Annotated in this window: 16 protein-coding genes; 9 read left to right on the top strand and 7 right to left on the bottom strand. The window is 60.5% G+C overall.

What is annotated here, in order from left to right:
• Window positions 1-122: 122 nt before the first annotated feature.
• A complete protein-coding gene (locus tag ONB52_17490) occupies window positions 123-617 on the bottom strand; it encodes a ferritin (GenBank protein MDZ7417929.1) in 495 nt (164 codons plus the stop codon).
• 271 nt (window positions 618-888) lie between these two features.
• Between ONB52_17490 and ONB52_17485 the strand changes: the two genes are divergently transcribed.
• From ONB52_17485 to ONB52_17445, 9 genes are all read left to right on the top strand, one after another.
• A complete protein-coding gene (locus ONB52_17485; protein ID MDZ7417928.1) occupies window positions 889-1614 on the top strand; it encodes a uracil-DNA glycosylase in 726 nt (241 codons plus the stop codon).
• Between the two features lie 181 nt (window positions 1615-1795).
• Window positions 1796-2653: a DUF429 domain-containing protein gene (locus ONB52_17480; protein MDZ7417927.1), complete on the top strand. Its 858-nt coding sequence runs from the start codon at window positions 1796-1798 to the stop codon at window positions 2651-2653.
• Window positions 2654-3364: 711 nt separating this feature from the next.
• Window positions 3365-4792: a hypothetical protein gene (locus tag ONB52_17475; GenBank protein ID MDZ7417926.1), complete on the top strand. Its 1428-nt coding sequence runs from the start codon at window positions 3365-3367 to the stop codon at window positions 4790-4792.
• A gap of 142 nt (window positions 4793-4934) precedes the next feature.
• Window positions 4935-6725, top strand: coding sequence for a hypothetical protein (locus ONB52_17470; protein ID MDZ7417925.1), 1791 nt, complete (start codon window positions 4935-4937; stop codon window positions 6723-6725).
• Between the two features lie 18 nt (window positions 6726-6743).
• Window positions 6744-7967: a serpin family protein gene (locus ONB52_17465; protein MDZ7417924.1), complete on the top strand. Its 1224-nt coding sequence runs from the start codon at window positions 6744-6746 to the stop codon at window positions 7965-7967.
• Between the two features lie 20 nt (window positions 7968-7987).
• Window positions 7988-9214, top strand: a complete 1227-nt coding sequence (locus ONB52_17460; protein ID MDZ7417923.1) for a hypothetical protein — start codon at window positions 7988-7990, stop codon at window positions 9212-9214.
• 725 nt (window positions 9215-9939) lie between these two features.
• The gene (locus ONB52_17455) at window positions 9940-10203 is read left to right on the top strand and encodes a hypothetical protein (protein ID MDZ7417922.1); all 264 of its coding nucleotides are present in this window, start codon (window positions 9940-9942) and stop codon (window positions 10201-10203) included.
• Between the two features lie 332 nt (window positions 10204-10535).
• Window positions 10536-11606 carry a dipeptidase gene (locus ONB52_17450; GenBank protein ID MDZ7417921.1) on the top strand — a complete coding sequence of 357 codons (1071 nt, stop codon included), beginning with the start codon at window positions 10536-10538 and terminating at the stop codon, window positions 11604-11606.
• 175 nt (window positions 11607-11781) lie between these two features.
• Window positions 11782-13566 (top strand): hypothetical protein, encoded by a 1785-nt coding sequence (locus ONB52_17445; GenBank protein ID MDZ7417920.1) that lies wholly within the window; start codon window positions 11782-11784, stop codon window positions 13564-13566.
• A 576-nt stretch (window positions 13567-14142) separates the two neighbouring features.
• On the opposite strand, the gene ONB52_17440 is transcribed toward ONB52_17445, so the two are convergent.
• The 6 genes from ONB52_17440 to ONB52_17415 form a co-directional block, all read right to left on the bottom strand.
• Window positions 14143-16302: a cation-translocating P-type ATPase gene (locus ONB52_17440; protein ID MDZ7417919.1), complete on the bottom strand. Its 2160-nt coding sequence runs from the start codon at window positions 16300-16302 to the stop codon at window positions 14143-14145.
• A gap of 4 nt (window positions 16303-16306) precedes the next feature.
• On the bottom strand, window positions 16307-16723 hold the full coding sequence (locus tag ONB52_17435; GenBank protein ID MDZ7417918.1) for a metalloregulator ArsR/SmtB family transcription factor: 417 nt from the start codon (window positions 16721-16723) through the stop codon (window positions 16307-16309).
• A 206-nt stretch (window positions 16724-16929) separates the two neighbouring features.
• A complete protein-coding gene (locus ONB52_17430; GenBank protein MDZ7417917.1) occupies window positions 16930-18096 on the bottom strand; it encodes a hypothetical protein in 1167 nt (388 codons plus the stop codon).
• A gap of 156 nt (window positions 18097-18252) precedes the next feature.
• Complete coding sequence (locus ONB52_17425) at window positions 18253-19044, bottom strand: hypothetical protein (GenBank protein MDZ7417916.1); 792 nt, start codon at window positions 19042-19044, stop codon at window positions 18253-18255.
• A gap of 195 nt (window positions 19045-19239) precedes the next feature.
• On the bottom strand, window positions 19240-19488 hold the full coding sequence (locus tag ONB52_17420) for a hypothetical protein (GenBank protein MDZ7417915.1): 249 nt from the start codon (window positions 19486-19488) through the stop codon (window positions 19240-19242).
• 10 nt (window positions 19489-19498) lie between these two features.
• On the bottom strand, window positions 19499-20077 hold the full coding sequence (locus ONB52_17415) for a M23 family metallopeptidase (GenBank protein ID MDZ7417914.1): 579 nt from the start codon (window positions 20075-20077) through the stop codon (window positions 19499-19501).
• Window positions 20078-20434 lie beyond the last annotated feature (357 nt).

Raw genomic sequence — 20434 nt, 5'->3', positions numbered from 1 at the left:
ATTTTTGAGTAACCAAGTGATACGACCTGCCGCCGTGGCAACAGCATGAAATTCCGCCCGCTGGTACCTCCTTTCTGCAGAATCCGGCGTTTCGCTGCCGCACCGGGCCGGTCAGCGCTCCCTCACTTGTTGCCGCGCTGGCCCATCTGACGGTCCAGCATCAGCAGAGCCGGCATGTGATTGCCAATCATCTTGAGTTGTTGTACGATTTCCTGCGCCGTCTTTTCCTCCTCCACCTGCTCGGTGAGAAACCACTGCAGATGCGCCTGGGTGGGATAGTCGCTTTCCGCAAGCGCCAGCTCATAGAGGCGGTGGATCATCCCGCTCACTTTTTGTTCGTGACTGAGGGCATGCTCCATCATGTCGAGCACCGATTGGTAATCCACCGGTGGCTGGGCCAAAGCCTGCAACACCACCCGGCCGCCACGATCGTTGACGTAGTCGAACAGCTTGAGCGCGTGCCCGACTTCCTCCCGGCTTTGCACCCGCATCCAATGTGCGAAGCCGCGCAGGCTGAGCGACTCGCAGCAGGCCGACATGGCGAGATAAATGTAGGCTGATTCCAGCTCGGCTTTGACTTGCTCATTCAGGGCATCTTGTACCGTTTTCTGCAACATAGGGCTCTCCTTGTCAATCAAACGTGCGACTGCGGGAAAACACCTGCCTGGTTTTGGTTAAATTGTACTGAATATGTCTTTTTTGGCACAAAAGCGCAAGGGGCGACCCGGGAAACACTCCCGGCACGCAGGCGGCGCCTGGTGCTCACACCGCAGCCTGCCGGAGTTGGCCCGGCGGTCTCTCCACTTGTGCCGCCGGACAAAAATGATTAGATTGACACGCCTTCACAACAAGTGTGAACAAAACGATCTCATTTCGAAAGCTCACCGCATGGTTGTCCATCCCACCCGGCGCAACCTGCTGCAATTGCAGCAGGAAATCATCACCTGCCGGCGCTGTCCCCGGCTGGTGGCCTGGCGGGAACGTCTCGCCCGCGAAAAAACCAAACGTTTCGCCGACGAAGAATATTGGGGCAAACCCGTGCCCTCCTTCGGCGACTGGCGGGCGTGCCTGTTGATCATCGGTCTGGCGCCCGCGGCTCACGGCGGCAACCGCACCGGTCGCACCTTCACCGGCGACCGCAGTGGCGACTGGCTTTACCGCGCCTTGTACAAAGCCGGTTTTGCCAATCAACCCGTCTCCCTCCATCGCCATGACGGGTTGAAGTTGAAAGATTGCCTGATCACCGCGCCCTGTCGCTGTGCCCCGCCAGCCAACAAACCGACGCCCGAGGAGCTGGCGAATTGCCGCCCTTTCATTCTCACCGAAGCAGCCTTGCTGAAGCAAATCAAAGTGGTGATCGCACTCGGCCGAATAGCATTCAACACCGCGCTTTCCGTTTTCGGGGAAGTCTATGGTATGACTCATTCCCCCAGGCCCAAATTCGCGCATCGCGCCGAGGTGAAGCTGACCGACAAAATCACGCTGCTGGCCTCCTTTCATCCCAGCCAGCAAAACACCTTCACCGGCAGACTGACCGAGGCGATGTTTGACGCCGTGTTTCGCCGCGCACGGCAGTTGCTGGATTCGGATCGAGGCCGGCGTCAACCTTGCTGAGCGGGCAACGCCCTGGTATTCACCCGGAAGGTTCCACCCCCGGCTTGGCCGGCGTTGCCAAAGTGTTAAAGTTGGGAAAACTCGGGGGACTTTTCAGCGCCGTCCCGGCCAGCACCGTGCTCCGGGCTAAAGACCCAACGCCACGGCCAAATCGTGGCGCAACGCTCCTGATCAATTCCTCATGACCATCCACATTCTCGGCATTGATGCGGCCTGGACTGCACAACAACCTTCCGGCGTGGCGCTGCTGGGTGCACGCAAAAATGCCAAACCGGAATTGCTCGCGCTCGGCCGATCCTACGAAGAATTTCTCGCTGCCGGCCTGCACAGGCAAAGCGATTGGCGCAACCGGGTTCACGGCTCTCCCCCTGCCATCAACGCCCTGCTGGCGCATTGCCGCAAACTCAGCGGCGCCCTGCCGCGCATCATCGCGCTCGATATTCCGCTCTCGCCACAACCGCTCGCTGGCCGCCGGATGTGCGACAATGCCGTGACTTCAGCCTACGTGAGCCGCGGCGCTGGCACGCATACGCCCACCGCCCGGCGTCCCGGCCCGCTGGCATACGCCCTCTTCCAGCAGCTTTGCGCCGCCGGCTATCACTGGCATACCCACGGCGTGCTGCCGCGGCAAAAACGCGTCTTTCTCGAAACCTATCCCCATCCTGCCATCATCGAGCTGATGCAACTGCCAAGGCGCCTGGCTTACAAAACCTCGCGTCGCGCGCAATACTGGCCGGAAGCCTCACCCGCCCTGCGCTGGCGCCGCCTCTGCCGCAATCTCGAGGCTTTGCGCGACGCGCTCGCCGGCGAGATCAAGGGCGTGACCAGCCTGGTGCCGGCCGCAACTGCGGTGCGCCGTCGCGGCGGCGCTGTGCTCCTCAAGGGCCTGGAGGACATGCTCGACGCCGTGGTTTGCGCCTGGGTCGGATATCAATTCTGGCGCGGCTGCGCCCGGGCATACGGCAATGCCGAGGCCGCCATCTGGATCCCTGTGCCGGATTTCCGTTCCAAAAAATTGGTGAAGCCTTCAAAAAATTGATCGCAGCCAGCAACAGTGTTCTCGACGCGCAAGCTTTGCTTTCTCTGCTCTCCACCCGGTCGCCATAACATCATCTTTTTCAGACGCAAAAATCGCGGCACCTCCGCGACAGCGGCAAGCAAACCCGACGGTTGCCCAACCAGCCATTGGCACTACTTTTGAACAAAACAACAGGCGATGCCAAAAACAATACCGGCCATCCAGCCGCCTCCAATCTGTCTTTGCCGGCGGCATATGCGGACATAGCAACGGCACTCCACAAGCCGACACTGCCAGCGCTGAGACACGGGTGAAATCACAACCGGAGACGCGGTGCCCGGCGATCTCGTTTGGTGCATGATCCCGCGGTGCGTCATCCCGGCAATTCTGGTGAAAGACCTGACAGCGGGCCCGAATTTTCACAGGCCCCGGCAGGATGACAATGAGAGAGTGGATGTGCTCTGCGAGACAACCGACCGCGCGTCAGCGCTGATCATCATGTTGTTGTGCAACGGCAAAAGCGGTGAGAACCTCCTGCGCGCCGACCGCTCGAGGCCCGCCGCGCACGATCAAATCAGTACTCCTCCGAAATCGCTGACTTTTCCACGACTGTTCCGGCAACGGATTGGCCGTTGCCTCAATATCTCGGCGTCTCAACGACCGCCGGTTGTGAGAGACCCGGCTCCGCCGAGGTTGAAACTTTTTGAGACAAACACGATGCCGAGACAAAAAATGATGAAGTCCCTTGCCACCTTGCTGGCAGGCCTGGCTGCCGGCTTGCTCAGCAACCCATCGATCGCACAACCGGCAGCCACCGGCAAGCTCGAGGCCTTTGGCCTGCAAGGCAAGCGAGTGACTGCCCTGGCAGTGGTTTATAATACCCTGCCCTTGCCGGCTCTGCTCTATGCCGCCACCGAGAAGGAGGGCGTTTATCGCCGCAATCTGGCAGCGCCGGATTCCGGCTGGGTTGAGTTGGGCTTGCAAGGCAAGAAGCTCACCGCGCTCGATATTCAAATCTGGGGCGCCGGACCTGCTGATTTTCATGCGCCGGTCGTCGGCCTGCTGCCCAATTATGAGGCGGGTGATTCCACCCGCCTTTACCGCCTGGAACACGGCGTGTGGGTGCCAGCCGATTCCGGCCTGCCCCAGCCGGATTTTTATCTCGTTACAGCGCTTGCGAGTTTTCGCTCCACCGGCCATGCGCCGCTGGGCGCTGCCTTTGCCGGCGGCAACGGCATGATCTATCGCTCTCAAACTTTCAGACGCTGGTGGCAGCCGGCCTTCAGCATTGGTATTGGCACCACCAACGTGCTGGCGGTGCACCAGCGTGATTATTTCACCAGCACGATTTGGGCCGGCGGCGAAACCGGCATCTTTGCGCCCTGGCTCGCGAAGTCGCAGGATGACGGTCAGACGTGGGAGATATTTTACCCGGATCTCCGCGGCGATAATGCCTGCACTGCGATTGCCATTCATCCGCTGCATCCCGACACCGTCTATGCCGGCATGGAGGGCGCAGTGATCAAGACGGTTGACGGTGGCAAAAGGTGGGATTATACCGGCCTGCGTGACACCCCGGTTTATTTCCACGGCCTGGCGCTAGATTCCGCGAATCCCGGGCACATTTACGCCGGCGGTCTGATCGCGAATCCCGATAGCTGGGCGCTGTGGGAAAGTTTTGATGGCGGGGAGAGGTGGCAGGAGATCCCGCCGCCGGTGTTGCCCACGCCGGTGGTGATCGCGGGCATCACCAGCATTGTCGCGGATCAAAGGACGCCGCGCCTGATTTACATTGCGACCCATGGTCACGGCGTCTGGCGCTATCACAGCGGCCCGAGCGCGATTGTTGACCACAGAGCGGGGATGCCAGTGCATGGTTTCTGGCTGGCGCAGAATGTTCCCAATCCCTTCCATGCTGAAACGGTGTTGCGGTATCGTCTTGCCGCCGCCCGCCACGTGAAATTGGAGGTATTCGATGTGCTCGGGAATCACCTTGCCACGCTGATTGACCAACGCCAGCCCGCCGGCGAATACCAGGCGCGCTGGCTGGGGACAACTGCCGCGGGAAAACGGGTGGCCGCCGGCGTTTACTTTTATCGTCTGTCTTTGGATGCCCGTGTCGTGGCCATGCGCAAGATGCTGCGGGCAAACATCCCGTAATGGCCGCCCGGGAAGCTCCTGCCCTTACTCTTTGCCATACTCTTGCTCCGCATCACACTGCAAGGCTCGGGAGCAGAAATAAAACAAGGCAACCTCTGATGCGAATCAGCCAATCCCAATCTGTTGCTTCGGAGGGTCACTCATGAAACGGCTTTTGCTGCTTGCCGCCGCCCTGCTCAGCCCGCTGGCCGCACCGGCACAATACTGGAACGATTATCTGCTGGAGAAGGGCTTCGACGAGCGCGGCTATTTCCTGCGGCCGCACCGCCTTCTCTCGCTCAATCTGAAAAACCTCGACAGCGGCCTGCTCGGCGTGCTGCCGGACTACCTGGGCGAGATCTCCTTTCAACCGGCAAGGCTTTCCTCGCGGAAGGGCAGCCAGCTTTACCTGGACTTGAAAGGCAGTGCGGAAAAACCCAAGGCCCCGAAGGATCACATCTATCCGCTGTACAACCATGTCAACTCCTACTTCCTCCCGCCCTTTTACGCCCGGCCCGCGCAACGCCAGCTCGAGCCGTTGCTCTCGGCGATTTATCTCGGCAAGGTTGCCGCGAAATATCTGCCGGAGTTGAAGTATGCCCTCAGCTATGAATTGATCCATCATTCCGGGACTTTTTACGAGTACGTTCCCTACTGGTACTCCGGCGCCTATGATGCCTTCGGCATGCGCACGGAAGAAAGCAGCCGCTTTCCGGAAATCGAACCGAACCTCAAACAGGACGGGCTCGACGAGAAAACTGAAACTGCACACATGATGACCGTCCATCTTTCGGTAAAGCCCGCCGAATTCTTCTCTGCCGGCGCCAAACTGAGCCGCACCGTGATGGATATCACCGGCGATTATGTGCGCTTCAATGACTACAGCCAGAATTTCACGCATGCTTATCAGGCACGCTACCGCAACGAGAAAAATGCCGGCGCGGCGCTGCGGCAAAATGAAGTCAGTGCCGGCATGCTGTTCACCCTGCCGGGGGCGCGGCAAATCGGTTTCTTTGGCGGCGGGGTCACCGGACACCACAACCAAACCGGTGGCGATCGCGACAGCAGCTTTTACAGCTATGGCGCCGAGACCGATCCCGAGTATTTCAGCCGTTCCTATTATTCCCACCGGAGTAACAGCCGCTGGCGGCACGCCGGGACAACGCATTTCGCCGGTGTCCATGGCGAATGGCCCCTGCCGAACCATATTGTTTTCCGCTTCCGCCTGGAGTATCATGAAGCAGACCTCGATCTGGCCAACAGCGGCGCGATGCGGGACACCAGTTATCATCGCTATCGCTATTACCCCGGGAATGTGCTATACGAGTCCATCTACAATTCGAAATTCACGGATGACCGCCTTGGCACGGGCACGGAAACCCGCCGGCGCAAAAGCAGCAGCGCCGGCCTGGTGATCCCGATGTACAAAAACAGTGAAGCCACCGTGGCCGTGCACTTCGAGCAGGACGACAGCAGGACCCTGATGTATGAGGATGCACAAGTCTACCGCGCCAGCCGGCAATTGGTGCCCGCACCGTGGTCGCCGGCACAAACCACCATCGGCATCGAGGACAAAACGTTGCACCTGGACAAGCACGGCACAACCACGCGCGTCACGCTGCCGGTGGCCATGACCTTTGGCCTGGGATCACGCTGGTCCCTGCACCTGGCGGCGATCAAACAGTATCTCCGCGTGGCGGTCGACGAAGTGGTCGACATTTGGTATCGCACCGATTCCCTGATTGTGATCGGACCGGAGGACGACACCCGGCAAAATTCGCCGGAGCGGGGGGATCGCTATCGCGCCGTGCCGGTGCGCCGCAGCGAAACGTCGCTGCACTTTCGTGCCGGCGTGAGCTTTCAACCCGCCGGGCCGGTGCGCATCGATGTGGGGCTGGGCGCTTCCCCCGCGGATTTGGAAACCTGGCAGTTTGCCGTGTTGTTCAACCTGTAAAAAAAAAGGAGCATCGTCATGAAAACCAAACGGCACGTGCTTGCGGCGCTGTGCGGGCTCAGCCTGCTGCTGCTGCAATGCGAGCACCGCCTCGCCGCGCCGGACAACCGCATTTTTCGCGAGCTGACTCCGCTCGAGAAACAACTGGTCACGTCGGACAATCGCTTCGGCTTGCAGCTCTTTCGCGAAGTGGTGCGGCAGGAGCCGGACGGGAACATTTTTCTCTCCCCGTTGAGTGTGGCCATGGCGCTGGGCATGGCGTTGAACGGCGCCGGCGGTGAAACCTTTGAGGCCATGAAAAATACTTTGGCACTGGACGGTCTCTCGCTGGAGGAGATCAATCAATCCTGCCAAAGCCTGATCGCACTGCTCATGCAGCTCGACCCGCAGGTGCAGTTCCAAATTGCCAACTCAATCTGGCACCGCCAGGAGATGACCTTCGCACAGGATTTCATCCATCGCAACAAAACCTATTTCAATGCGCGCGTCAGCGGCGTCGACTTCAATGCGCCTGCCACCCTCGACCTCATCAACGCCTGGGTGCGGGAGAACACCCACGGCCGTATTTCACAAATCGTCGAGAAAATCCGGCCGGAAGAAGTGATGTTCCTGATCAATGCGATATACTTCAAGGGCGCATGGACCTATCGCTTCGACCCGGCCAACACGCAGGCGGACTGGTTCACCACCGGCAACGGTGAGAAGCGGGCCTGCCGGATGATGAATCATTACAAAATCGTTCTCCCGCATCTGCGCACGGATCTTTTTCAGGCGGTGGATCTGCCCTATGGCGATGCCGGCTTCCGCATGACCATTCTGCTCCCCCACCCGGGCGTTCCCGTCGCTTCCCTGTGCGCCGCCCTGACCGCGGAAAACTGGGCCCGCTGGCAGGCCGGTTTCACACCACGCGAGCTGATGCTGGCCCTGCCCAAATTCAGCATGACCTGCGAAATGAGCCTGAACGAGGTTTTGCAGCAACTCGGAATGGCAATTGCCTTCAACGAGCACGCCGATTTCAGCAGAATCTCCGCCACCGAACGTTTGTACATCACCGAAGTCAAGCACAAAACTTTCGTGGAAGTGGACGAAAACGGCACCACCGCGGCGGCCGCAACCTCGGTGGGGATCGGCGTGGTTTCAGCCCCTCCCGCCTTCCGCGTCGACCGGCCGTTTCTCTTTCTTATTCGTGACCGTCACTCGCAAACGATCTTGTTCATCGGCAAAATCGAGTATCCGCAATAACGCACCCAATCGGAGAGTTTATGCCTGCAAGAGTATTGGCCGGGATTGCCGCATTTGCCGCCTTGCTGCTCCTTTACACCCGGGAGGTGCCGGCCTGCTCCTGTGTGCCACCGCCACCGCCGGCGCGCGCCTTTGCTGAAGCAGATGCCGTTTTCCTGGGCACGGTTCTCTCGTTTGAAGCATTGCCGGCAATCCACCAGCGCCGCGCCCATCTTGAAATCTTGAAAATTTGGAAAGGCAACAAAGACGAAGTGGACACGCTTTATACGCCCTTCGATGAAGCGGGCTGCGGCTACCCTTTCCGCATCGGGGTCACTTATCTCGTCTATGCTTACCAGGATGGTATTGATCGCTTGAGTACGAATCTTTGCACGCGCACCCGGCCGGCGGAGCAGGCGGCCCAGGATCTGGCGCATCTCGATTCCCTCTCTTACTTCCCCCTGGCAATTGGCAACTGGTGGCGCTGGCGCTCGACCTTTCAGCATGTCATGCGGGAGACGGTGATCGACAGCTTGCGCGCCGGTGGCCATCTCTATCACCGCTTCGATCAATTCCGGGAATTCAGCGGGGCGGGACTGCGCTGGAGCAATGACCGCGAGCTGATTGTGCGCGAGGATACGAGCGAGCAGGTGTGGCTCAAATTTGGCGCAAAAATCGGCGAGAGTTGGCGGGTGTACGGACCGCAACGCCTGGCGGAGTGGAGCGTGACACTCGAAAGCACCACGGACACCGTGACGACCGAAGCCGGACGCTTTTTCCCGTGCCATCGCTTCTCCTTCAAATTTGCCGGTGCGGACAATGACTGGGTGGAGTGGTATGCGCTCAACGTCGGCCCGGTCAAACGTGTGCTGTTCGGCTTTGCAGTGATTGAATATGTCCTGATTGGTGCCCATCTCAACGGCAAAAATCTCCCAACCCTGGTCACCGAGACGCCCGCTGCCCCCCGGACACTCGAACTGGGGCAGAGCTTTCCCAATCCGTTTGCGCCGGATCGTGCCGCCTCGCACTTGCGCGCGACGACCATTTCCTATCGTTTGCTGCGGCCGGCGCAAGTGACATTGACGATTCACGATCTCCTCGGCCGGACGATCAACACGCTGGTGCAGCGCCGGCAAGCCCCGGGCGATTATGTTGTCACCTGGGATGGCCGGGATCAGCACGGCGCACGCGTGCCCGGCGGCATTTATTTCTGCAGATTGCAGGCGGGCGGCTCGGTGCAGACGCGCAAGCTGGCGGTCATTCACTGATCCATTGCAAATCAAGGCTGTGTCGTATTGGCACCGGGCAGGCTTGCTATTTTTGTTTCTGTCCGAAAACCTTCCCACGCCGGCTGAGCCGGAGATCTGAAACATCTGGCCACGGGAAAATCCCTGGGAACTTGCCAGGTGGGTTTGCACACTCATTACGATGGAAATGTCGCGCAGACTTCCTGTCTGCAGGCAGGCTGGAAGCCCAATGCTGCCAACTTTTTCGAAGCGATAAAATTCAAAAGCCAGAACACGCAAGGACGGGAAGTTACTGGGGTTTTGCAAAGGATCACCATTCCGCCACGGTTTGACCGTGGCCTTCTCTTGCGATCCTGCGGATGCTCTCTGCAGGAATGCCACGGCCAAGCCGTGGCAGATCAAACGTGAAGATCAAGCCCTCAAAATCCGCCCACGAAAGCAAAGTCCCGCGGAAAAGTCATTTTCACGGGAGGAAAACTGCTGCGGTAGGACCTGAATTTTGCATGCTGGCTTGCTGTTGACCGGAAGAAATGCCTTGTTCACAAAACTCCGTCAGGAGTGAACTGTTTATAGACATGGGAAGCTTGCGTGTCTTTAAACCCCGTCGGGAGTGGCCTGTCGAATTTCCCATGAGCTGGCGCGGTTTTTTCGAGGAGAATCAAACCGGTCACTCCTCACGGAGTTTTGGGAAATGCAAGAAGCAGCCTCACTAAAAACAGTTCTCTCCTACCGGAGTTGACGGCACGTTGGCCTGCAAAATTTTTTATGCACCAGCCTTTGGGTGGTTGGGAGTCGCGATCAAAGCGGCGTCTCACGCGAAGGAGATCAATCTGGATGCAAAATTCAGGCAGGAAAATGATTCTCCCACGAAAGCGGCATTCCGCGGAAAAAGCCGTGTGGGATACTGTTTGAATTGTGAAAAATTATCTGCTATCTTCCGCGCGCTGTTGCGGGTTTATGCCGCAAACGACTGCAGGCATGTGGGGCGGGTGATTGCGGGGGCTTTGTGACCGCGGAGACCCGGGTCATGCGATCCTGCGTCACGTGAACTGGATTTCGGCGAGAGCCGGGCATGCAGGTGGAAGCCACTCCTCGCCGAAGAGGCACGGCGCCCACCTGCCGGCAGGCTGGCGGCCAGTGTTACCGAAGAGGCATAACCGGCGACATCGCGTTTTTTCATCCGGCACCAGGCCAACGAGGACTTTTGCGACACTTATCCCGACCACACGCTGCGCGCCAAGCTCGTGCTCTGGTTGGCGCGCGACATAATTGTCCAGCTCGTGCTTCTCACTCCGCCGGGCAGTGGGATTCGGCTGCGCGGAGCAGGCACGCCGCCGTTCTGATGCTTTTCCTCGCCGGTGTTGTTGCGGCGCAGCCCCTGCGCACCGGTGCCGGCGGGGCGAGTGAAACCGCGGCACGCCTCCATGCGCAAGCGCTGGTGATCGACGCACACCTCGACGTTCTCTATCACCTGAGCAGAACCGGCTCGCGCGCCGATCTCTCGCAACGGCGAGCGAGCGGGCATTTCGATTTCGTACGCGCCCGGGAGGGCGGGTTGGATGCCTCCTTCTTCGCGATTTTTGTCTCCAATCGCTTCAACGCCACGCCGGATGGTGCCTTCCGCGAGGCGCAGCGCCTGCTCGAGATGCTGCAACGCCTGCTGGCTGCCAATGCCTGCAGCGCCGGCCTGGCCGGCACTCCCGAGGAGGTGAGGCGCCTGGTTCAGGCCGGCAAACACGCCGTGATTCTCAGCCTGGAAAACGGCACGCCCATCGGCCGTGATCTCAGCCGGCTGCAACACTTCTATCAACAAGGCATTCGTTACCTCACCCTCTGCCACAATCAGGACAATCAAATCTGCGATTCCTCCTATGACAACCGCCGCACCCATCGCGGCTTGAGCGCTTTCGGCAAACAGGTGGTGGCGGAGATGAACCGTCTCGGGATGATGATTGACGTATCGCATGTTTCGGACGAAGCGTTCTGGCAGGTGCTGCAGCTCTCGCAATCGCCGGTGATTGCCTCGCACTCGGGCCTGCGAAAATTCCGCTCCTTTCAACGCAACCTGTCGGACGAGATGCTGCTCGCCTTGAAAAAAAATGGCGGGGTGGTTTGCCTCAATTTCGGTGCGATGTTCCTGAGCGAGGATTACCGCCGCCGTCGGCAAACGCTGCAGGACGTCGTCAAACACATCGATCATGCCGTGCGACTGATCGGCGCCGATCATGTTGGTTTGGGCAGCGACTTTGACGGCGTGGATGAAATGCCGGCCGGCCTGGAGGATGTGAGCTGTTATCCCCGGCTGACAGCCGCGCTGTTGCAGCACGGCTACACCGCGGAAGAGATCGAGAAGATCACCGGCGGCAACCTGCTGCGTGTCTGGCAGGCCAATCTTGACCGCCGCCAGCCTTGAATGCCCCGGCGTTCGCAGCCTGCCCGGGCTGCGGGTATAATCACACCGTCCTGTTGCCCGCCGGACGCCGGGAGGCGGCCGCGGGCCATTTTCACCATTCTTCGCCCACCTCCTGCAATTCCCAAAGCAAACAGTTTTGGTTGTTCAAATCCTGATCATCACCCGAGTCGCGAACATGAATCGTTACACCGGCATGCTGCTTCTTCCCGTGTTGCTGTTTACCAGTCTGGCGGCACAGTCTTCGCGGTTTGGCCGTGCTCCTGCGCAAGCAGTCACGGCTGCGAGTTTCAGCAAACAGAAGTTGAGCAGCGGATCGTCCATTGCCGCAGCCAGCGCAGCAACCAGCAGCGCGGATTCCGGCATCGTCAAGGGCGCGGACTGGCTCAAAGCGCAACAAACCGCCGACGGCAGATTTCCCTGGGAAATCAACGGCCGGCTGCAGCCCGATATTCAGGGCACAATTGCGCGCGGGGAGCTGGTGGCGTATGACGTCACGCGCGACACCAGTTATCTCAACGCGGCCGTCAAAACCGGTAATTATCTCGTCAACAGTTATCCCCGCAGCTTCAGCGACGGTGATCCGGAATTTGCCGCGCATGATGTCATGTTTCTGGAGGAGCTCACCACGCTGACCAACGATGCCAGGTATGCGCAATTCGTGCAGACACATTTTTGGGACAAATTGAACGCCGGGACATACGGCGAAAACAACGACAAGGATGCGGGCGAGTGGGCCGCCGGCTATGTCGGGTATGCCGATTATCATCACTGGGTGGCGCTGCGGCCCTGGTTCATGGCCTCCCCGGCAATTGCCGCGCACTACAAGGGGCAATATGCCATTCGTGACAGCCTGATGAACTCGATTCTCAAAAAATTGGAAGCCACGACCAGTTCAGACAAGGACGGTGATTTGACGGGATTGGCGGGCGCGATTTGGGCCTCGGCGCACACCGGCATCGATCTCGATCCCACCGCCGGGCGCTGGGCCGGCAGCAACTCGACCGCGGATTTGGTCGCAACATTGGTGAGCTACCAACGCAGTGGCGGTGACTGGCCTTATGATACCGGTTCGCGCGCGGCGAAACATGTGGGCGATGTCAGCACCACCACCTGGGCGGTGATGGCATTGAAAGCCTGGGACCCGGTGACGTATGCCGCGAATATTGCCAGCGGCCTGAGTTTCATCGAGAGCAACCAGCAACCGAATGGCCAGATTCTCACCAATCCCGGTTATGCGCCGGAAACCGAGACGGGCGTGGAAGTGCATGCGGAGGCGCTGCAGGTGCTCGGCACGGATGGCGGCATGCTGCCGGTGCCGGAGACGGCGGTGGCGGTGAAGGTCTTGCTTGAGGGTCCGTATGATCCGAGCGCGCACGCCATGACCACTGCTTTGCGGGGCTCGTTGCCGTTGACTTCGCCTTATTCGCAGAATCCGGTAACAGTTGACAGTATCGGCAGGGAGGTGGTGGACTGGGTGCTGGTGCAATTACGCAATACCGCCGATGGCACCGTCGCGACCTCCCGGAGCGCATTTTTGCACAAAGACGGCCGCATCGTGGCGGAGGATGGCCGCACCAACAAAATCTTCCTTCCGGCGAAAACCGGCACTTACTCACTGGTGGTGCAGCACCGCAATCATCTCGCCATCATGACCGCCGGCGCGATCACCACCCGCCGTGATTTGCCCGCGCTGTATGATTTCACCACGGCGCAAACCCAGGCCTACGGCACCAACCCCATGAAACAGGTCGAAGCGAATGTCTTTGCCATGCTGGCGGGTGATGGCAACGGCGACGGCAGAGTGGACGACGCCGACCGCAACAGCATCTGGCGGCCGCAGAATGGCACGAGCTGGAGTTATGACAAGGGCGGGGATTTCAATCTCGATGGCGGAATCGATGCCATCGACCGCAACCGCTTCTGGCGGGCGAACAGCGGCAGCAGGAGCAGCGTGCCGTGAGCCGATGCGCGACGATGCGCTGAGGTAATCCCGCAGTGCTTGAATTTTGCATGCTGGCTTGCTGTTGACCGGGAGAAATGACGTGTTTACAAAACTCGGTCAGGAGTGAACTGTTTGTTTGTAGACACGGGAATCTTTCGTGTCTTTAAAAACTCCTTTGGGAGTGGCCTGAAGAATTTCTCATGATCCGGCGCGGTTTTTTGAGGAGGGCCAGGCAGGTCACTCCTGACGGAGTTTTGGGCAATGCGATATGCCGCTTCACTAAAAACAGTGCACTCCTGCCGGAGTTGACCGCAGGCTGGCCTGCAAAATTTTTCATGCACCACCCCTTGGGTGGTTGGCTGTCGCGATCAAAGCGACATTTCTCGCGGAGGGAATCAATCTGGGTGTAAAATTCAGGTGGTAAAAAGAAGATGCCCAATTCCGGCAGTAACGTGTGGAGCAGTGCAGGCCTCCCTGCCGGCAGACAGATGTCTGCGCTACGTCTTCACACGCAACTGAGGCAGTACCGCTCCGCCGCCCATGTGCAAAAGCCGCGCGGCCGGCAAGAAGAATTGCCGCCGGCCGGCGCAAGTTTCAGTGAAAATCAGCCGGCTTGAATCCCGCCAGGCGCATGGCGTTGCCGATCACCGCCAGTGTCGCGCCCATGTCGCCACACAGCACCGCAATGACCAGCGTCGTCCACCCCGGAAACACTGCCAGTCCAAGCGCCAGCTTGAGCACCAGCGAAGTCCACACGTTTTGTTTGATGATTCGGCGCGCCCGCCGGCTCAGTGTGATGAGATAAGGCAGCCTGCCCAGGTCATCGCCCATCAGCGCGATGTCCGCGGTTTCGAGCGCGGCATCGCTGCCGGCGGCGCCCATGGCAATGCCGACTTCCGCCGTCGCCAGTGCCGGCGCATCGTTGATGCCATCGCCCACCATGGCCACTTTGCCGAATTGCGCCTGCAGTTTCCTGATCTCATCAACCTTGGCTTCGGGCAGCAACTCGGCACGCGACTCTGCCAGACCGGCCGCCCGCGCAATCGCGCGCGCGGTGAGGGCATTGTCGCCCGACAGCATGATCGTCTCGAGGCCGAGCCGGTGAATCTCCGCCACCACGGCGCCGGCATTTTCCCGCAGCCGGTCCGCCACCGCGATGATGCCGGCTATTTCATAATCGCTGCCAATCAGCATGGTGGATTTGCCCTGGGCGTGCAGCTCCTGCAATTGCGCCAGCGTCAGCGCGTCCGGCTCACCGGCGAACATTTCGGCCGCGCCGATGCGATATTGCGCGCCATTGATGCGGCCCTGCAAACCCCGGCCCGCCGTGTTTTTGAATTCTGACACCAAATGACGCGGCAGGCCGGCGGCAGCCTGCAGAATGGCCTGTGCGATGGGATGCTCGCTGCGCTGCTCGAGTGAAGCGGCAAGCTGCAACAGCTCCGCCCGGGAGAGGCCGTTGCGGGGCAGCACGTCGGTCACCACCAGCCGGCCGCTGGTGAGCGTGCCGGTTTTGTCGAAAGCCATGACCCGCACCTGTGCCATGTTCTCCAGGTGGATGCCACCCTTGATCAACACGCCGTTGCGTGCCGCGCCGGTGATCGCCGAAATCACCGCCACCGGGGTGGAGATCACCAGCGCACAGGGACAGGAAATCACCAGCAGGGTCAGCGCCTTTTCAAACCACAGCTTGAAATCGCCGTGGAAAAACAGCGGCGGCACGATGGCAATCCCCACAGCCAGCAGCACCACTGCGGGCGTGTAAACGCGGGCGAACCGGTCGATGAACTTGGCACTCGGCGCCTTTTGGTTCTCCGCTTCCTCGACCATTTCGATGATGCGCGACAGCGTGGTGTCCTGCGCCGGCCGGGTGATGCGAATTTCGAGATACCCCTGCTCGTTGAGGCTGCCGGCATAGACTTCATCGCCCGGCCGCTTGTCGAGCGGCATGGATTCGCCGGTGATCGGCGACTGGTTGACACTGGAGGCCCCGGCCACCACCACACCATCGAGCGCAATGCGCTCGCCCGGCCGCGCAATGATGGTCTCCCCCACCCTGACTTCATGCACGTCAACCGTCTGCTCGCGGCCCTCGCGCATGACCGCCGCCTGCGCCGGGGCAATTTGCGTGAGGTATCTGAGCGAGCGGCGCGCACGTTCCACCGCGTAACCCTCCAGGAGCTCCGCCAGCGAATACAAAAAGGCCAGGCTGGCAGCTTCGACGTACTCCCCGATCAAAATGGCGCCGGCGATGGCCAGCGTCATGAGAAAGTTGATGTCCAGCGCCAGCAGGCGCACCGCCCGCAGCCCCTTGGGCGCAAAATGCCAGGCGCCGGCAAGCAGGGCCAGCAGCAAAACCGGCGTGGCAACATGAAATGTGAGACCGAAAATATCCAGGAAGGCTGCGCGGGCGAAAAAATCGACCAGCAAACCGATCCCCAGCAGCACACCGGAAAGGGCCACCGCCGCAACCTCGGGTGTTTGCCAGAAGGGGGCACGCGCTTCGTGTTGGACGCGGCGGTGTTCATGTTTGACCTGAAAACCGGCGCTTTCAATGCGCTCTTTGATGCGCGCCAGGTTTTGCCGGCTTTTGTCGAAACTGACTTTGACCCTGCCGTTCGCAAAATTGACGGCAACGGAATCGACCCCCGGCATCTGCGTGACCGCGGATTCGATCGTGCGGGCACAGCCGGCGCAATGCACGCCGGCCACCGTGATCTCTTCGTGCGTGAGTGTGTCGGTCGCTTTGTCCATCGCTTCACACCTTTGCAGCTTTGACACGCGGCTGCCGGCCCCGGGCCTGAACCCGCCGGCTTTCCGCCACATGCGCGGCGGCAACTTTGATCAGGCGCTCGATGTGCTCGTCATCCAGGGAGTAATATGCCATCTTGCCGGCGCGGCGATATTTCACCAAACGCACCGCGCGCAGAAAACGCAGATGATGGGAAACCGCCGGCCGGGTGACGCCCAGCAGGCTGGCAAGATCGCAGACGCACAACTCGGTGCGTTGCAGCGCCAGAATGATCTTGAGACGCATGGGATCGCTCAAGACCTTGAAAATCTCCGCGAGCCGGGTGATGCGGTGATGACCGGCAATTTTGGCGGCGGCTTTTTGCACCCGCGCCTGATCGACATATTCGATCTCGCAAACCGCGTGGCGGTCTTCGGAAAACATGCGCCGCTCCAATGATTAAACGAACGTTGAATCGTAAAATAGCCGTTTAATCGAATTTCGCAAGCACTTTTTGGCGGCAGGGCGGCATGGTGCGGCGCAAACACCCCGTTCCACTCGCGGGCGCACCGGCGGGAGATCACACGCCGCCGCGGACAGGGACAGCATTTCCCCGCACGCCGGCCGGGCGCTCGCACTCTGCCGGCGGCTCAAAGTTCTCCCTCCGGCACGATGCCCGCGCGGAATTTGGCCACCTGCTCCGCCGTAAACGGCCGCGCAAACAATACACGCTCCTGCGCAGAGGCACGGAACAAATGCAAAATGTAATGCATGCGCTGCTGCAGGTCGCACCAATCGCCCGCAGCACAATTGCTGCTGCCCGGTGTGCAGGGATCATATTGCCGCACGAATTCCGCAAGCGGTGTATGGGGGTTGTCGATGAAGACGGGCGGCACCGGCGCCTCCAAATTGTCTCCCAACGACAGCACGACATGAGGCAGCGCCAAAACCATCATCGCTTTGGTGACGGCTTCGCGGGTGAGAGCGGCCGCGGCGTCATGCACCCGCTTCGCCAGCCAGCCAACCAGCAGGACGAGCGGCCGGTGCGTACAGCCTCGCCACTGGTGCGCGCGTGGAAAAAACGCACGCAGCAGTCGAACGCCCAGCTCCGCCGCCGTGACCAGCGGCGCCTCCACGGCGGCGACGATTTGCGGCTGCAGGCGGATTTGCTCATGCAAACCGATTTTTAAATTGGCGAGTAAAATCCAGGCAGCCTGCGCCGCCTTGTCCGTCTCCTGGCGCTGCTGTTGATAGTGCGTGAAGGCCTGTTTCAAATAATCCTGCCCGTCCGGCGGCGGGCCGGCGCGAAGCGCATTGACGAACGCGAGCAACGCCGGGGAATCGGGGTGGGCATCGGCGGGCACAGTCGTGAGGAAGCGTGCGAACTCCCGGCCGATCTCGGCAAAGACCTTTAAATTGCCCGTGGCAACGGCCGCGCTCGCCCGCTCGAAAGCGTCAAAGGGCTTGTGAATCGCGGCAACGGCCCTGCCCAGTCTGGTGTCGGGCTCGAACAGACCCTTGCGCAACAGCATGCGATAACAGGCTTGCAAGGGCGCCAGCCAGCGCGCCGGCTCGCCGAGCTTCCTGTGGAAGTGTGCGAACAGGTCTTCGCCGCGTATCGTGCTGCCGGCCTGGCGCGAAGCCCAGGTTGCGAACGTGCACCAGTTGGCCGCGTCGCCGGTGCGGTCGCGCATCGCCTGCGACAGGTCCGCATAGCATTCGGTGATTTCCAGATTGCGGATCACGCGATTGCGGATCGCGACGATGCGGTCTACTTCGGCGGGACGGACAGACGACTGAGCGATGGCTGCCTGCATTGCGCCTCCCTGTCTTCGTGGCCTGGAGCGATTGCCCGCGGTGGCTGGGCGGGCCTTCAAGCAAGCCCGATCAACTGCCAACTGTCGCGGCCCTGCTGACGACACGCCGCCTGACGTGGGCACGCTCCGGCGGGTCGGCCTCGCCGCCGCGCGCGATCACCGCAACAACAGCAGCCTTCCCACGCGGCTGTGCGCCCCGGCTTGCAAGCGGTACACAGAGATGCCCGAGGGCAGTGCTTCGCCATGATCGTCCCTGCCCTGCCATTGCACCACATGCCTGCCCGGTGCTTGCATGCCGCGAACCAGCTCTTTAACGGGCTGACCCAGCACATCGTAAATGGTCAACACCACTGCCACGCGCTCGGGCAAATCGTAGGTAATCCGGGTGGCGGGCTTGAAAGGATTGGGATGATTGGGATAAAGGCGAAATGCGGCCGGCAGCGCGCCGGGATTTTCCGCACCCGCCACTGCTGGCGAGACAGTGAAGCGCAATGGCCGCAGGTTCCGTGTCGCGACCCTGCCATCGCTCACGGTCACCTGCCAGGCATAGGAACGGCCGGGCTTGAAAAACTTGCTGCCGTCGAAATCGAGGAACGTCGTGTTGATCGTGGTGAATGTGGTGTCGACGCCACCGGCGCCACTGATGATCAGTGAATAAATGAGCGTATCGTCATCGACATCGTGCGCGACCTGCCACGGAAAGTGGATCGGCGCGTGCAGCGACGTCAGCGTGTCACGATCCGCCGGCGTCAACAGCGCGAAGGCACCCGCTGCATCATTGATCAGAACCACGGACACGTTGAACGCCAGTGAGTCACTGCCGAGCGCATTGCCGGCGTGCACACGCACGAGATGGCTGCCATTGTCGGGATCATCCGGCAGCCAGGTGATGACACCGGTCTCGGCGTTGATTGCCATGCCGGGCGGTGCCGCACGCAGTGAAAACACGGGGACGGGATTTCCCAGGGCATGCACCTGAAGTTGATATGCCTTTTCTTCAAAAATGACATGATCGCGCACTGCGCTCAGGAGTGGTGCCGCATCTCCGACTGTGAAGCGATGCCTGTGCTCCACCCCGGCATATTCTGCGATAAATTGCCAGACGCCGGCCGGGGCCGATGCCGGCAGAGTGTAAGACCAGTATCAATACGAGGCGGCATGAAATGGCGCGGGAGAAATGTGCTGCCACTGCAGGAGGGTCGAGCCATCCGGCCGTGTCACCCGAAAATGACTGGTCGCGCTATTGACCCGATCACGATAGTAGATGACAAAGTAAATCGTTTGCCCGGGCAGAAAACTGCTGCTGGCGTTGGTCACCTCCGGATTGGGGCAGCCTCTGAAATCCGGCGGGGCCGAGTGCGTCATCAGCGCATTGATGGCCGTGTGTGTCATAGTAGAGCCGCTATTCCAGCCACCAGGAAGTCGTGGTGGTCGGGTTGCAAGGTCCGGCGCAGGGATCAATCAGTTGACCGCTGGCGTCATGCAACTCGAAGTGCAGATGCGGGCCGGTGGAATTGCCCGAGCTGCCGACCAGACCCACATATTCGCCCGCCCCCACCCGCTCGCCCACGCTCCTGGGCGTGAGCGAGTTGCTCTTCATGTTCCCGTACCAGGCAATTGAACCGTCACCGCGCTCGACATACACCGCCTTCCATGCCCCGCCGCCGAAGCTGCAATTGCGGTCGAACTGCCCGTCTTGCTTGAGGACGATCACGTCCTCGGCGGCGGCCACGATTGCCACCGCATTCTCATCCATCTTCTTCCACATGAACGGCCACAGGAAATAATCGATCCCCTGATGGTTGGACCCGCTCGCCAGATCGTAGCTGCGCGTGCCGCAGTTGTAATCCCGCAACTGATTGGGAAAGGCGGAATCGAGATCGACGAAATTCGAGACGCCGTGATAGCCGTAATCGATCAATGTCGGCGCCGCCTGCAACGGCCACGCCCGCTTCACCATTTGTTGTGAACGCTTCGGCAAGTTGAGCCGGGCGCGGCTGCGCGCGATCTCCGCCTGAATCTCCCGGCGCTGTGCCTCAGTCAGGCACGGTTGCTCGCGTGCGGGGAATACACGCCGAAGCCCATGTCGCCCATTTGTGCGAAAAGCGGCGCGGCGGACAAGAGGCACAACGGCAGCGATGACAGAATCCGCGTCAGAATCAAACCTCGCATGTAGTGGCTGAAAGATCACATCGATCCGCGCCACAAGCATTGGACCGCAGGTTTGCAGCTATCACACCAGCCACCTGCCGGTGCCGGCACGCCGGAGGCTGCGGCCGGCCACCGCTCAACAGGATGGGCCTGCCCGTCGGCAGCCTGTTCCGGCACGGCCGCGGCA

It is taken from the genome of candidate division KSB1 bacterium, from assembly GCA_034506255.1.
GTDB classification, from domain to species: domain Bacteria; phylum Zhuqueibacterota; class Zhuqueibacteria; order Zhuqueibacterales; family Zhuqueibacteraceae; genus Coneutiohabitans; species Coneutiohabitans thermophilus.
The sequence above is the reverse complement of the archived record's forward strand: the minus strand, read 5'-3'. Positions and strand labels throughout refer to the sequence as shown.

Coding starts and splice junctions, on each gene's coding strand:
- ONB52_17480 (MDZ7417927.1), top strand. CDS start 1,796: ATGACCATCCACATTCTCGGCATTGATGCGGCCTGGACTGCACAACAA.
- ONB52_17450 (MDZ7417921.1), top strand. CDS start 10,536: ATGCTTTTCCTCGCCGGTGTTGTTGCGGCGCAGCCCCTGCGCACCGGT.
- ONB52_17430 (MDZ7417917.1), bottom strand. CDS start 18,096: ATGCAGGCAGCCATCGCTCAGTCGTCTGTCCGTCCCGCCGAAGTAGAC.
- ONB52_17490 (MDZ7417929.1), bottom strand. CDS start 617: ATGTTGCAGAAAACGGTACAAGATGCCCTGAATGAGCAAGTCAAAGCC.
- ONB52_17475 (MDZ7417926.1), top strand. CDS start 3,365: ATGATGAAGTCCCTTGCCACCTTGCTGGCAGGCCTGGCTGCCGGCTTG.
- ONB52_17440 (MDZ7417919.1), bottom strand. CDS start 16,302: ATGGACAAAGCGACCGACACACTCACGCACGAAGAGATCACGGTGGCC.
- ONB52_17420 (MDZ7417915.1), bottom strand. CDS start 19,488: ATGACACACACGGCCATCAATGCGCTGATGACGCACTCGGCCCCGCCG.
- ONB52_17485 (MDZ7417928.1), top strand. CDS start 889: ATGGTTGTCCATCCCACCCGGCGCAACCTGCTGCAATTGCAGCAGGAA.
- ONB52_17465 (MDZ7417924.1), top strand. CDS start 6,744: ATGAAAACCAAACGGCACGTGCTTGCGGCGCTGTGCGGGCTCAGCCTG.
- ONB52_17435 (MDZ7417918.1), bottom strand. CDS start 16,723: ATGTTTTCCGAAGACCGCCACGCGGTTTGCGAGATCGAATATGTCGAT.
- ONB52_17445 (MDZ7417920.1), top strand. CDS start 11,782: ATGAATCGTTACACCGGCATGCTGCTTCTTCCCGTGTTGCTGTTTACC.
- ONB52_17470 (MDZ7417925.1), top strand. CDS start 4,935: ATGAAACGGCTTTTGCTGCTTGCCGCCGCCCTGCTCAGCCCGCTGGCC.
- ONB52_17460 (MDZ7417923.1), top strand. CDS start 7,988: ATGCCTGCAAGAGTATTGGCCGGGATTGCCGCATTTGCCGCCTTGCTG.